Origin of the sequence: Wenyingzhuangia sp. 2_MG-2023, from assembly GCF_030548295.1 — a bacterium.
Taxonomy (GTDB): Bacteria; Bacteroidota; Bacteroidia; order Flavobacteriales; family Flavobacteriaceae; genus Wenyingzhuangia.
The window spans coordinates 50,321-65,658 of the sequence record NZ_JAUOSB010000013.1 but is presented as its reverse complement, the minus strand read 5'-3'; the positions used below and the strand labels follow the sequence as shown (position 1 = coordinate 65,658).

The window sequence follows — 15,338 nt, the reverse complement described above, 5'->3', positions numbered from 1 at the left end:
ATGAAAATCAATATAATCACAACAATACTATCTACCATGCTGCTTTTAGCAACATCGTGTAGTGAATCTTTAGACGATATCAACATAAGTCCCAACACACTTCCAGATACCGAGGTTGATATTAAATTTGTATTAACGGGAGTTCTTTCAGAATCAGCAAAAATAACAACTGCTATGTCTTATGAATGGGGAGAACTATCTGCTGCAACACAATATTTACAAAGAGATTTTACAAGTTACGAAGAAAACAACTACCAATGGGGAGCTAAAGATTTTTCTAACTATTATCAACCTTTAAAAGACAGTCAATATATTTACAAAAGAGCTGAAACTGAAAAAACAGATGAGGTTAAAAACTATTATCAAGCCGTTACTTTAATCATTAAATCGTATCATTTTGGATTTATGACTTCTGCTTTTGGAGATGTTCCATATAACAAAGCTTTGCAAGCAGAAAACGGTGGAGATGAGTTTTTTAAACCTGCATACGATTCTCAAAAAGATGTTTTTATTGGAATTCTTAACGATTTAAAAGAAGCAAACACATTATTGACAAATGTAGACGTATGTACAGAAGCTATTGATAGTGATGTATTGTATAGCGGTGATGGTCAAAAATGGAGAAAATTGGCTAACTCTTTACGTCTTAGATTTTACATGCGTTTGTCAGAAAAATCAGATTCAGACATCAATGTTTCTTCAGAAATTGCTGCCATTGTAAACAATGCTTCTGAGTTTCCAATTCTAGAAAATAATGATGACAATGCTGTGGTTTCTTTCATAGGAACAGATAGTGACAATAGCTGGTCTGGAGGTGCTTTAAACTATAGCAACCGTTCTGAATTTTACCGTAGAAAACCATCGGCTACCATTGTAAATGATTTGATAGCTTTAAACGATCCTCGTTTGACCAAGTGGGTAAAACCTGTGGATATTCAACTTGAACAAGGAACTACAAACCAAGTGGTTTTAGAAAACAACAAAGTAAAACGATATACGGATATAGACATCAATGCTATTAACAGTGATGATGATTTAGAAAACGACATCAATACTAGCTTATTTGTTGGACTGCCTGTTGCATTGAGTGCTCCAAACGATTTTAATTTAGGAGCTGCTACCATTAGTGAGTTTCAAAATGACATTGTTACTTTAGATGAAAACATCTATTTGAATGCTGCTGCCAATCCGCATGCTTCTTACTTAACAGATATGTATTCAGAAAACAGTCATGAACTCGTAAAATCTATTTTAATGACAGCATCCGAAGTAAAGTTTTTATTAGCAGAAGCAAGCAGTCGTGGTTATATAAGTGGTGATGCTTATACCTATTACAAGCAAGGAATTGAATTGTCTTTTGATCAATATCAAATCACAGATGGTGATACAGAAGCTGTTTATGATGAAGCAAACAATAATTTAATTGCATTTAATCAAGCGGAATACATTGCCAACGCAAAACAAATTTACGATGCTGCTAGAGATAAATTAGCTCCTATCATTCATCAAAAATGGATTGCTCTGTGGCTAACAAACGAGTCTTGGTTTGACTTTAGAAGAACAGGTTATCCTGATTTAAACAGCAATATTATTTCTGGTACAAAGGGACAACAAACGCCTGTTAGATTTTTATACACAGATCCATACAACGAAACAAACATGTTAGAAGCCATACAAAATCTTAGTCCAACAACAAATGATCAATGGTCTAAAATGTGGTTGTTACAATAATTAATTAATCCTAAAAAAAAACAGGAGTAGTTGCTACTCCTGTTTTATTCGTCTAATTTTTTCAAAAAACTTATACTGCATGAAAAATTTATTACTTGTTTTTTTAAGTGTTTTCGTTTTCACATCTTGTCAAGAAAACGAAGACAAAAACCTAAATAAGCATGAGCACAACCATGATCAGCATGGTCATACACATTACAATCATCATACAAATACACCTGCCCACAAGTTAATTTTCCCTTCAAAAACCCCAGATAGGATTATTATCAATTTAACAGAAGACCCAGCTCACAGTTTTGCTGTAAACTGGAGAACCAATCAACAGATAGACACAGCTTACGTACAAGTAGCTGAAGAAACACATGGTCCTGATTTTTTATTAGGAGACCATGTGACCTGTATTGATGCCAAGACTCAATTTATAGAAGTAGAAAATGAAAGAGATAAAGAGCCTTTGGTAAAAGCAGCGTATCATTCTGCAATTGTAAAAAATTTGCATCCGGGCAAAACCTACGTATATCGTGTAGGAGATGGAAGTAAAAAAGACGATACTTGGAGTGAATGGTTTCAAATAAAAACACCTGCTGTTGATGAAAATGCACCTTTTAGTTTTATCTACTTTGGTGATGCTCAAAACGACGTAAAGTCTATGTGGTCTAGAGTGATTAGAAAATCTTACAAAATGCTTCCTGAAGTTGATTTTATGTTGCATGCCGGAGATTTGATCAATCACAGTGAGTCTGATAGAGAATGGGGAGAATGGTTCTATGCAGGAAGTTTTATTCACGCTACCGTTCCTAGTATTATGACTCCAGGAAATCACGAATACGACAAAAGAACCAACAGAAGTAAGTTGTCTGCATTGTGGAGACCTCAATTTAACTTGCCAGAACATGGACCTTTAGAGGAGTTGAAAGAAACTTGTTATGCTATAGATTACCAAAATATGAAAGTAATTTCTATAGATGCACAAAGTTTTAACAATAACATTTATTCTAGACAAGCACAAACAAAATGGTTGGATTCTGTTTTAGCAAACAACACTAAAAAATGGACAACCATAACCATGCATTATCCTATTTTTTCTACCGCAAAAGGACGTGATAATAAAGATTTAAGAGAAGCCATGAAACCTTTGATAGACAAATACGGGGTGGATTTGGTATTGCAAGGGCACGACCACACCTACGCTAGAGGATACGCTACAAATGAAGGACTCGGAAAAACGATTGTAGAAGATGCAGGAACTGTATATGCTGTATCTGTAAGCGGACCTAAAATGTATGAATCTCAAGATCAAGAATGGATGGTAAAACGTGGTGAATACACTCAATTGTTTCAAATTATTACGGTTGATAACGACACCATAAACTACAATTCTTACACTACAAAAGGGGATTTGTATGACAGCTTTAGCTTGATAAAAGAAAGTAATGGAAAGAAAAAGTTGATCAATAATCAATCTGAGTTGTTGATGAGACTCAAAAAAGATTATGTAAAAGTAAAATAGATTTTGTTTTTTTAGGGGATATCATGATTTTCATAGTGAATCATGGTAGGAAAAACCGTCTTAATTGACGGTTTTTTTTGTTTTCAACACTTTTCTATCCTCCTATTTCTGATTAAAATAGACAACAAAAAACTCCATAAACAAAGAAAGGAGTTCTATTTTGTTAAAAATTGAACCCCTTAACTATTTTTCAGGTTTTAGAATTGTTTCCTAAAGCCTAGTTTTAATTGTAAACTTCTTTTTCAGATATTTGAATTGTATAACTTTTAGCAACACCTTCTATTGTAATTGCTAATGTTCCTTCTCCTGTAGTTTTATCACCAGAAATACTATAAGCTGTATCGCTTACTTCTTCTGTAGTAGTAGATTCTTGAGCTGCAACTACCTCTATATTATAATTGGTTGTATTAGAATTGTCTGAATAACTTGTTATTTTAAAAGGAGGATTTGTTGTTTTATCGTTTATAAACTCTATCAACAAGGGCTTTGTTTTATACAATTCTATGTAAAATAATTCTACAGGTTCGTCTGGATTTACAGCATCTTTGATATCCGTAATTGCATAAACGGGAACAAGTTTTAGATCTGCAGCAGTCCAACTCTCATCTTTTTCGCAACCATTTGCAAACAGCATCAATATTAATAAGCTAAAATATTTAAATATTTTTTTCATCATTTTATTTGTTTTTAGAATTTCCGTGTTGAGTGTATCAACACGGAAATTTTATAATTATAATCAATTAAGGTCTAGTCTCTACAGGTACTAATGAAAGATCATCTATGTATATTGTTGCTTCATCACTAGAAACATCTGCTTTGTTAATTTGGAAAATTAATTTTCCTCCTCCAGTGTTATCATAATCTCCCAAAGTAATTTCTGTAGACAACTTTACCCATGTTCCCTTTTCAACTCCTGTTAAATCCCATGTTAATGGATTCCAAGGTCCAGAAAAATTGGTGATTAGCTTTGATAAATTCGTGCTTGGTTCTATATAAATAAAAATTGAATACATATAAGTTCCTGCATCAATTTTAAGCTCTGTAGCGGCAGTCCCTTGAACCTTTGCATTGCTAGGCATAGAATCAACATCTGGTTCACTAAACATCAAACTGTTGTTACCACTTTTTGAAAAAGATGTATTATAAGACCATTGATCTGGGTGTTGTAAAAACCATTCCTTACCACCTAACTCAAATCCAAAATAATCAGAACTAAACACATCACCATCTACAAAACTCACCAACGCATCCGTAAATGCTGTTAAATCTCTTTCATCGCTTGACGTAATTGTTTCGGCTCCAACAGTATATGTAACTTTCACTTCATCTGTATTGTAAATATCGCCGTCTAAGGTAAGTTCAATAGAAGTTTTTCCTCCTGCAAGAATTTCAGCTTTTGTAACTAAAAGATCACTATCAAACCCTGAAGTTGTATTTGTTACATGAACTTTAAAATTTGCTTCTTGTCCTGTAAAAGCTTTTAACTCTCCATTTACATCAAACGCTATTTTATTTGCTCCTGTTCTAACAACACTATTTTCAACAATATTGAATGGTTTTGAAGATTTGCTTATTATTATTTTTAAGGGGATTGTAAAAAGCACAGATTCAGCATCTGGTATATTTTTTTCATCACCTTTTCTTGATACCGATAATGTACCAGCTTCTGACTCTCCCAATTTTAAGAAATTGAACGTCATCTGTTTTTGGTTTGTAGCAGATTTTTCATTGGATCCTGATACTTTCCATGAGTTTGCATTAGGACGACCTACTGCCGTAATATCTTCATAAATTAAAGACTCACCTGCTTCTATATTAATCACTCCATCCGCTGGAACTAATTCATTAATACTGTTATAAAGTTCTGTTACAACTCCTGATTCATCTTCTTTAGAAATGCTTACTGCTGGTACTGGCTCTTGGTAAACATCTACTTTCCAAGTACGTGTAATTTCATAGGTATCTCCTTTTTTAACAGACTCAATATTTGTTTTCCCGTTATAGGTAACCGGCTTATCAAATGTATTTACTAAAGTAACTTCACTAACTCCTTGTTTGAAAAAAATGACATGTGCGGGTTTTGATGTAGACACCGTTCCTAAATCATTGTTAATAAAAGGAATTAAATTTTCTCCTATTGTAAAACCACTGTTTAAGAATTTATTATCCTCATCAATTCTCCATTCATGAGTCAATGCATTCTGAGACAAATCAACAAAGGAAATATAATCACCTGTATTCACCCCAAAATCAATATCATCAACACCACTGGCATTGCTAAATTCGGATGTTGTCCATGTAGCATCGTTATAGTTTTCTAACGAATTTACTTCGTCGTTATCACAACCCACAAGAAATGTTAAGATTGAAAGAACTTGTATTATTATTTTTATTTTTTTCATCTTGTTTCTATTATTAATTTAACAATGGATTTCTTAATACCTCATTTAACGGTATTGGGAAATAATCGTTCAATGCAGGAGAGTAATTATTCGCAGCAGCATCGTATTCATAATCTATGATATTCAACCCTGTTGCTCCTGGATCTACATCTACAATATCTCCATTTTTAATAGTTGCTATTACTCCTGTTTTTTCACCCGTATTAGAATCTCTTTTTGGATAATCATAATTTTGAGCGTAGTAAGTAGAATTTGCCAACCTATTAAAATTTTCTTTAATAATTCCCCATCTTCTTAAATCTATCCAGCGAATAGCATGTCCTTCTACCGACAATTCTAATGGTTTTTCAACATACATCAACCTGTCCATTAATGTTTCTTGTGTATAATCCACATAATCTGCATCAATTGTCCCATCTCTATCTTTGTCAGATTCAAACGTAGCATCTGGCCAATCAGAATCTTGCTGCCCTAACAATTGAAGTGCCCATCTGTGTCTAATTTTGTTGATCAATTTAAGGGCTCCTTCCAAATCTCCTGTTTGAATTAGACATTCGGCCTGCATCAAATAAACCTCTGCCAATCTATTTACAACTACATTTACACCAGCACTTCTAACTCCTCTAGGATCTGAATCATCGTGATCAACGTATTTTTTATAATATCCAAAACCAAATCCTTGATTTTGAATTTTAATAGCTTCCGTTGTTTTCTTAGTTCCAAAATCAGTCAACTCATCATTTACAATAGCTGCCATTGCAGAAGCTCTTAAAGAAACAGGTCTTACACTGGTTCCTCCTCCTAACTCATTGTAAATATTTCTAGAATCTGCCAAATCTATTTCTTCAGATTTGTATGCGTAAATCATCCAAACTGGCATAAAAAAACCTGTAGTACCTGTACTAGCAAAAGACAGTTGATTTGATAATTTTCCGTCTTCAAACACGCTAAGACTTTGCCTGTGTTCTGTATTGTAAGCCAATTCAAATATAGATTCTTTATTAAACTCACCATCTTTGGTAAACATTAAGTCTGGATCTGCTAACTGAAAAGAATTGTTATTGATTATTTCATTAAAATAAACCATAGCCTGTGAATAATCTCCTGTTGCATCTGGACCATCTGTTGCTTCATACAAGTAAGATTTTCCCAAAGCTGTAGCAGCAGCCCATTTTGTTGCGCTTCCTAAATAATCATTGTCATAACTTTCTGGCAAGTTTTCGTAAGCATACAACAAATCTTCTCTAAAAAAATCTCTAACATCAGAAGCAGGTGACAACTCTTTCCCAAAACCTGTAGCTACAGTTGGTATTTCATTTCTAATAATAATGCTACCGTTGTTGTAGGTACTAAATAAATAAAAGTGCATTAGTCCTCTAAAAAATCTAGCCTGTCCCATTTGTGTATTAAATGCTTCTTTTTGATCTTCTGCTATAGAAGCTTCTATAGAATTTAAACCAACTATAACCTGATTAGCATAATAAATAGTTGCATAACAAGCATCCCATTTAGCCGCAATAAATTCAGCATTATTTGTATATGTTTGGTAATAAAACGGCAAACTTTCACCGTTTGTAGGTGTAGGCCTACCGTATCCAGGATATCCTAAGTCAGACCTCCAAGACTCTTCTATAATTCCTAATAAATTTTCATCCAACAAAGAATTGTATACTGAATTCAATCCTTTTTGTGTGTCTGATAGGTTATTCCAACTTGCAACCGGTTGGTTTGGGTTGATCTCTGTTAATGATTCATCTGAACACGACAGCAAACCAAATAACATAAAAACCCCTATGATGTTTTTAAATTTCAAATATTTCATAATAATTGTTTTTATGGTTAAAAGTTTAGATTCAATCCTAGCATGTACGTTGCTGTTATAGGATACGTTCCTTTATCCAATCCTCTACTCTGAAGTCTACCTCCCACAGCAGGATTGTATCCTGTGTATTTTGTAAACGTTAATGGATTTTGAGCCGTTGCATAAATTCTAAACTTAGAAATTCCTCCTAATTTTTCTAAAGCCGTTTTGGACAAACTATATCCTAATGTAACCGCTTTTAGTCTTACATAACTTCCATCTTCTAACCATAAATCTGTATTTCCATTATAGTTGTAATGAGATTTTATTTGATTTTTATAGGATGGTATTGAACTTGTTGGGTTTAAATCAGACCATTGATAAATCAAGTCTTCATGACGTCCATATCCAAAAGCAGTTGCTTTAGAACCGTTCATAATCTCTTGCCCTAAAGCTGCGTACCAATTCATAGATAAATCAAAATTTTTGTAAGATGTATTTAAATTGTATCCTAATTCGTATTTAGGCAAACCACTACCTCTATAAGTTCTATCATCGTTGGTTATTTGTCCATCATTGTTTGTATCAACAATAATAAGGTCTCCCATTCCTGCTTGAGGATTGATTTTTTGATACTCGGCCAATTCTTCACTTGTATTAACAACACCGTCTGTTGAGTAAATAAAGAATGAACCTGCCTCATACCCTTTTGCAATTGCCGTTACTTGAGATTGATCTCTAGCTCCGGAAATCAAACCAGAATCATCCATCATGGTAAACCTACCAAAACCGTTTAATTTGGTAATTTCATTTTTGTTGGTCGTAAATGTTCCGTTCATATTAAACTTAACATTTCCAATATTAGACCTGTATTTAGCAGCTAATTCAACCCCTTTGTTTGTCATGTTACCCACATTTATAATAATTCCAGAATTATTAACAGCTCCAGTAGAACCTGGTAAGGTAATTGGGAATAACATATCACTATTTGTTTTGTGATAATACTCTGCCGTAAGTACAAATTTATTTTTAAAGAAACTCAAATCAACTCCTAAGTTTGTTTGAATGGATGTTTCCCATTTTAAATTTTTATTTGCGTAACCGTTTTGAATGTTTCCATTTGTCAAATTATCATTTCCAGAAGTTCCGTAAGCATATTGATAAGATGTTATAAATGTTGGTTGATAAATATAATCTCCAACTCTTTGGTTTCCTACTTTACCATAAGAAGCTCTTAATCTAAAGTTGTTGATAGTAGCTTTGTACGAATCCCAAAAAATTTCATCAGAAATATTCCACGCCACAGAAGCAGATGGAAAATAAGCAGATCTAGCATCTACATCAAATCTAGACGATGCATCTCTTCTTATACTTGAACTAAACACATACTTTCCTTTATAATTGTATTGCATACGATATAACAATCCAAATGTTTTACTTGTATAATCTGTACCAGACCCTACGGTATAATTTAAGGTAGTCCCATCCAACACTTTTATATCGTTATTGGTAACCCCAGAACCACTAGCAGAAAATCTTTCAGTAGTATATTTTTCATAAGTAGCACCTAAGGTAAAAGCCATCTTATGATCTTTATTGATATTTAAATTGTAATTGGCATACAAATTAAAGGTGTTGTTTATTTTTTTTTGTCCTGTATTCCCTACACCACTACTTCTTGACTGACTAATTTCTTCACCACTTACTACATTTATAACCTGTTGATACGGTTTAAAACTGTGTCCATATTCATAATCTGATGACAAGCCGTACCTTGTGGTAACTGTTAAATTATCTGTAAAATTATATGATAAATTAAATGTAGTATTTGCGTTTAATGAACTGATTATATTTTCATTCCTAAAGCTATTGATAGCAGATTGTAAATTATTACCTGTACTACCTCCTGTTGTATAAATTATGTCATTTAAATCCACATCATCTACATCAATACTTAAGGGAGAATATTTTATGATCTGAGAAGTCAATCCTCCTGGAGATTTTTGATTTTTTTCATTGGTTACTGCAACAATTGCATTGATGTTCCATTTTCCTTTTTTATATCCTGTATTCGCTCTAATGTTAAAACGTTCAAATTGTGAATTCACAATTGTTCCTTCTTGCTTATAAAACCCTGTTGTAACATTGTAACTAATTTCTTTACCTCCACCAGAAATGGTTAGCGCATGATTTTGTGTTGGACGGTTATCTAACACAACGTTTTTAAACAAATCAGAGTCATTTAAATAAGCCGACTTAAATCTATCAAATCCTAAATTCAACTGATCATCTCCTAATCCCAATTCATCTGAGTTTCTTTTTTGGAGTATGATAGAATACAATTGCTGATTTGCATCCATCAAACGAGTAGGTGTACCATTGATAACTTGAACTCCATAACTTGAATTCAATGTTACTTTTAAAACTCCTTCAGATCCCTTTTTAGTTGTGATTAAAATAACTCCTCCTGCTCCTCTAGTTCCATAAATGGCTGTAGAGGCTGCATCTTTTAAAACATCAATAGTTTCTATTACATTAGGCGGAATTCTTGGATTCCCTTCTTGCATAACACCATCAACTACATACAAAGGCTCATTACTCCCTGTTAAAGAAGTTACCCCTCTTATCAAAATTTCTGAATCTCCACCTGGCTCTGCACTGTCTACTACATTTACCCCAGAAACTTGTCCTTGCAATGCATTTCCCAAATCGGAAGTTACAATACTCTCTATGTCTTCAGATTTTACCCTTGCTACAGCTCCTGTAATTTCTTTTTTCTTTACAGCTCCATAACCTATCAAAACAACTTCTTCTAATTCTGTTTGATCTGGCGTTAACACAACATTTAATACATTGCCAGTAATGGTAACTGCTTTAGAAAGCATTCCCAAGTATTCAAACTTTAAAATGTCACCTTTTTTTGCTTTGATAGTATATTGACCATCAAAATCTGTAGTTGTAATCATTTTAGTTCCCAACTTATAAATGGTTACACCAATAATAGGCTCTCCATCTTCTTCGTGAGTTACTACTCCAGAAACAGTATCTTGTTGTGCGTATATTTTACCTTGAAAACACACAAATGATAAAAACATGAAAAGAAGTATATTTCTCATCATTATTTTTGATTTAATTATTCTAAAATTCTTCATTTAATTAGTTTTTGTTTTTGTAATTACCTCTGTTCTATCAAATTCAAACTCCGGAAAAAAATTACTTCATTTTTAAAAAACAATAATTTGATCATATTTTATAATTTAGCTTGGTTAATTTGTCAATATCTTACACCACCCAAGTAAATATTTTACATATATACCTCTTATTATTTACTCAATAAATAACAAAAAGAATGGTTAGTTACAGTATTAACAAAAACAAATTTCATTTATATTCACCTTAAGACTGTATCGGTTTGTAAATAATATGCGTTTGTCCGTAAAAATTAGTGTTTTTTAGCTTTTTTGACTTAAACCTTTTACAAATCCGACTATTTTTTACCCCAGACAAGTCTTTTCAATCAATAAACTTAGAAAAACAAAAATCCCCAAACCTACTTATATTGTAGATTTGGGGACTCTTTAAAATTCTATTTTTTATTATTTATTCTATGCCTCTTTATTGTTTTCTAGGTTTTCCATCCCCCTATTTACATATTGACCAGGAGTGACATTGTATTTATCCTTAAACACTTTGCTAAAATGTGATCGGCTCTTAAATCCTGTGGCTATAAACACCTCATTTACGGTCATTTTTTCTCTTACTAAAAATTCAGCAGCTTTTTTCAACCTATAATCTTTCAACAATTCAAAAGGAGTTTGATTGGTTAATGCCTTTACTTTTTGATAAAAATGAGTTCTGTTCAAATATAAATGTTTGGCTAAATTGTCCATATCCAGATCTTTGTTATCTAAATTTTCAGACATCAAATCGTACAATTTTTCTATAAACGCAATGTCTTTTTTAGATTCTTTCTTTTTCTCTAGTTCTAAAGGAAAATCTACTTTGAATCTTTCTCTCAACTGTTTTCTTCCTCTTAAAATAGCTTCAATAGTTGTAACTAGTCTTTGTGTGTTGAATGGTTTTTTAATATAAGCATCTGCACCTTGGTCTATTCCCTGTATTTGCTCATCCATAGAAACACAAGCTGTTAATAAAACTACAGGAATGTGACTCGTTTTCACATTTTCTTTGATGGATTTACACAATTCAAATCCATTCAATTCAGGCATCAAAACATCACTTAAAACCAAGTCTGGCCAATCATCATTCATAGCTTCTAAACATTCAGCTCCGTTGCTAAATGTTTTTACCTCAAAAAAGTTAGACAAAATTTCAGAAACAAAGTTTCTCATATCCAAATTATCTTCTGCATAAAAAACTCTAGACTGAGCATAGTTCTTATCTGATTTTAAAATTGAATAATCTACCTTTTCTAATTCAATTGGTTTTTCTCTGGCTTCATACTCTTCTTCTAATTTCAGTACTTTATCTAACTCTTGGTTGTCTACAATTCCCTCATGAATAATTGGTAAAATAATATGTATGGTGGTTCCTACTCCCAATTCGCTTTCAACATTTATGTATCCGTAATGCATTTCCACCAATCTTTTTGAAAATGCCAAACCAATACCTGAACCTCCAATATACTCTTCGCTCATTTTTTTAGATTGATAAAATCTTTCAAAAACATGTGGCAAATCTTCAATATCTATTCCTTTTCCTGTATCTTTAAAAGTAAGCACCAAATTGTTTGCGTTTCTTTTGTAGTCAATCTCTATTTTATCTTCCGTTTTGGTGTATTTAAACGAATTGCTAAGTATATTGATAAATATTTTTTCTAATTTATCTTTATCTGCAGATACATAAATAGTCTCAGCATCTCCTGATATATTTAACGTTTTATTTTCTTTATCTGATAAAAATTTAAAATCTTCTACCATATCTCTAAAAAACAAATCAAAACTAAACGTCTCGTAATTCATTTTTAATTGTTTGGTGTCTGACTTTTGAAACTCTTGCACTTGATCTATCAATTGAGATATTCTCTTTGCCTGACGTTTGACAATACTCAACTTTTCTTCAATATTGACAATATCTCCCGATTTTAATTTGTTTATCACAAAATCAATAGGACCTAAAATCAATGTGATGGGTGTTTTTATTTCGTGTGTAATATTTGAAAAGAAACGGAGCTTGTACTCATTTACATCTTTTAAGTTGTCATTTTCTATTTGTTCTATTTCTATTTCATGACTCAATGCTTGGATTTTTAGAAATATAGAAAAAACAATATATATAATAATAAACCCACCCAATACATAAGCAACATAAGCTATGTTAGATTTCCAGTAAGGTGCTGCAATTGTAAAGTTCAATTCTTTGGGCTCTGTCCATTCTTGTAAAGAATTAGATGCTTTTGCTTTTAAACTGTAGTTTCCGGGTTGCAAACCGTTGAATTCAATAACTTTTTGACCTTCTTTCAATTCCACCCAATCTTCATTCAACGGAGATAATTTGTATTTTACAATGTGGTTTTTAGGGTTTGAATAGTGAAGCGGAACTACTTCTATAGAAAACACATTTTCATTATGTTCTAGTTCTATATGATTTAGATACGATATGTGTTTTTCTAACAATATTCTATCGTTTACTGTATCTTTGGCATGTACAACTTTGTTAAACAATCTAAATTCTGCAAACTCTAATCTAGGTAAGGGCTCTTTTCTAGAAATTTCATTAGGATCAAAATAGCAGAGAGATTCGTTACCCACAAAAACAAACCAACCACTTTTCAATTTTCTAGAGAAGTAATAAAAATCTTCAAAAGGCAATCCGTCTTGTTTAGTAAAATTTCTGAAAATTAATTTTTTAGTATCAAATTTATTCAACCCATTATTGGTTGATATCCATAAATCTCCATTATCATCTCCCAATATACTTTTTACTACATTGTTAGACAAACCTTCATCTTCTGTATAAGGAATAAATTTAGGCTCTGTATTGCTCTTTTCAACTTTGCAAATACCACCTCCTTCTGTACCAATCCATAAGTCTCCCTCTTTTGTACGATAAATAGAAGAAATAAAATTATTTGAAATTGCATTTGGACGATCTTTGTCTGCCAAAAAATGAGTTAATTTATAATCTTTTATTGGTATACTGTTTTGCAACTCAACTCGTATCAATCCACTTGTCTTATCTCCAATCCATAAATAATGATACAATGGATCTACATACAAAAACTTATAGGTAGAATATTCTGAATTTTGATAATGTGGATTTTCTCTTAAATCTTCAATCTTTGCAACCTCTCCACCTTTGGTTATGTTGATTTTAAAAATACCATTAGTATAAGCCAGCCAAATATTTCCAGATTTATCTTCTACAATACTACGGAGTCCTCCTAAAAATTCATCTCCTACTTCTATTTTTTCTATTCTTTGCGTTCCTTTTTTTATTCTACCAATATACTTATGCATAGAACCTGTAAAAGAAACCCAAATATCATCTCTAGAATCTTTAAGAACAATGTTTCCTGTTTCTTTCTCATTGTTATTAATACGAATCGGAAAATCTGTATACGTTCCTTTTTTAATATCATATAACGTGTAAGTATTACCTAGTCCGTTCATGTCTACACCACCTAAAGAAAAACTAGTAGCGGTAATAGGCACAATGTTTAAAAACTTTCTGGCAGGTACTTTCAGTTCTTTAAAAGGATTTTTATTCAAATCAAAAAGATAAACTCCTTTATCAAAAGATCCTAACCAAGAGTATTGTGCATTAAAATCAACAATGGTACTACTTCTTAATTTATTAGAATTTGCTTTAAAATATTGAATGGTGTAATTTTTATGCTCTTTAAAAGCATTAATATCTGAAATTTTGTAAACACCTGAATTAATTTCTCCCAACCACAACTTTCCTTTGTTATCAATATTGGCACATACAAATTTATACTCAGTCAGTTGTATTTTCTGAGATTCATATATGTATTTATCATTCTCTAATTTGAAATTCACAAAACGAAGTCCTCCGTCACTTAACCCTACAATCAAAGTATGATCGTCTACTTTTTCTATAAAAGTCCCCCCTTTTAAACTCTCTTCATTTACAAAACTGCACTGTTTATTTCTAGTATTGTACTGTAACATTTGAGATGTAGTTACGTACAAATATGTATCTTCATCTAGAGAAACACCTTCGTATATAAATTTTCTATTTCTTCTATAATAGCTCAACTTATCTGTAGGATTCCCTTGAACTGTAAAATCCTGATTGTAAACATACAATCCTTTATTTTCTGTAATACAAATAATATCTCCTGTCTTTGGATGCACTTTAATATCTATAATAATAGGTTCATTTTCTTTGTCTTGGGTAGCAACCGTAGAGATTTTTGTGAATTTTTCGTTTTTAAAATTATAAACAGTAAGACCATTATCCGTTCCTATTAACAGGTCTCCATTGTCGTTTTCATTAATAGCCCTAACTCTATTACTGGTAAGAATGTCTTTTTTGTAGGTATTTTTGTATTGTTTTATAGAAAAACCATCGTATTTATTCAACCCGTCATAGGTTCCTATCCACACAAAACCTTTGGAATCTTTAAAAACAGACGTCACTCCATTATGGGTCAATCCATTAGAAATATTCAATGATTTGTAAAAACGTAATTCGTCCTTTTGCGCATTTAAATTGCTTACAAGAAAAAGAAAAAAACAAAGTACTAAAAAGTGATTTTTTTTCAAGTTTTTATGATTTTTTTGAAAACAAATATATCACATAAACTCTAATTAGCATTAATTATAGATAACCATTCTTCTTAATAAGCAATTGTATTTTAGATATATCACAAAAACCATTGTATATTTCTTATAAAAAGCAAAACAAC

Annotated in this window: 7 protein-coding genes; 2 read left to right on the top strand and 5 right to left on the bottom strand. The window is 32.0% G+C overall.

Annotation, left to right across the window (positions count from 1 at the left end):
• Positions 1-1,731: a SusD/RagB family nutrient-binding outer membrane lipoprotein gene (locus tag Q4548_RS12960; RefSeq protein ID WP_303455711.1), complete on the top strand. Its 1,731-nt coding sequence runs from the start codon at positions 1-3 to the stop codon at positions 1,729-1,731.
• 79 nt (positions 1,732-1,810) lie between these two features.
• Positions 1,811-3,241: a metallophosphoesterase family protein gene (locus Q4548_RS12955; RefSeq protein WP_303455710.1), complete on the top strand. Its 1,431-nt coding sequence runs from the start codon at positions 1,811-1,813 to the stop codon at positions 3,239-3,241.
• Positions 3,242-3,464: 223 nt separating this feature from the next.
• On the opposite strand, the gene Q4548_RS12950 is transcribed toward Q4548_RS12955, so the two are convergent.
• The 5 genes from Q4548_RS12950 to Q4548_RS12930 form a co-directional block, all read right to left on the bottom strand.
• Positions 3,465-3,917, bottom strand: a complete 453-nt coding sequence (locus Q4548_RS12950; protein ID WP_303455708.1) for a hypothetical protein — start codon at positions 3,915-3,917, stop codon at positions 3,465-3,467.
• A 64-nt stretch (positions 3,918-3,981) separates the two neighbouring features.
• Entirely contained in the window at positions 3,982-5,643 is a 1,662-nt protein-coding gene (locus Q4548_RS12945) for a hypothetical protein (protein ID WP_303455706.1), read from the bottom strand.
• A 13-nt stretch (positions 5,644-5,656) separates the two neighbouring features.
• On the bottom strand, positions 5,657-7,465 hold the full coding sequence (locus Q4548_RS12940; RefSeq protein WP_303455705.1) for a RagB/SusD family nutrient uptake outer membrane protein: 1,809 nt from the start codon (positions 7,463-7,465) through the stop codon (positions 5,657-5,659).
• Between the two features lie 17 nt (positions 7,466-7,482).
• Positions 7,483-10,596, bottom strand: coding sequence for a TonB-dependent receptor (locus Q4548_RS12935; protein WP_303455704.1), 3,114 nt, complete (start codon positions 10,594-10,596; stop codon positions 7,483-7,485).
• Between the two features lie 453 nt (positions 10,597-11,049).
• Positions 11,050-15,195: a hybrid sensor histidine kinase/response regulator transcription factor gene (locus tag Q4548_RS12930; protein ID WP_303455703.1), complete on the bottom strand. Its 4,146-nt coding sequence runs from the start codon at positions 15,193-15,195 to the stop codon at positions 11,050-11,052.
• Positions 15,196-15,338: the final 143 nt, after the last annotated feature.

Coding starts and splice junctions, on each gene's coding strand:
- Q4548_RS12960 (WP_303455711.1), top strand. CDS start 1: ATGAAAATCAATATAATCACAACAATACTATCTACCATGCTGCTTTTA.
- Q4548_RS12955 (WP_303455710.1), top strand. CDS start 1,811: ATGAAAAATTTATTACTTGTTTTTTTAAGTGTTTTCGTTTTCACATCT.
- Q4548_RS12950 (WP_303455708.1), bottom strand. CDS start 3,917: ATGATGAAAAAAATATTTAAATATTTTAGCTTATTAATATTGATGCTG.
- Q4548_RS12945 (WP_303455706.1), bottom strand. CDS start 5,643: ATGAAAAAAATAAAAATAATAATACAAGTTCTTTCAATCTTAACATTT.
- Q4548_RS12940 (WP_303455705.1), bottom strand. CDS start 7,465: ATGAAATATTTGAAATTTAAAAACATCATAGGGGTTTTTATGTTATTT.
- Q4548_RS12935 (WP_303455704.1), bottom strand. CDS start 10,596: ATGAAGAATTTTAGAATAATTAAATCAAAAATAATGATGAGAAATATA.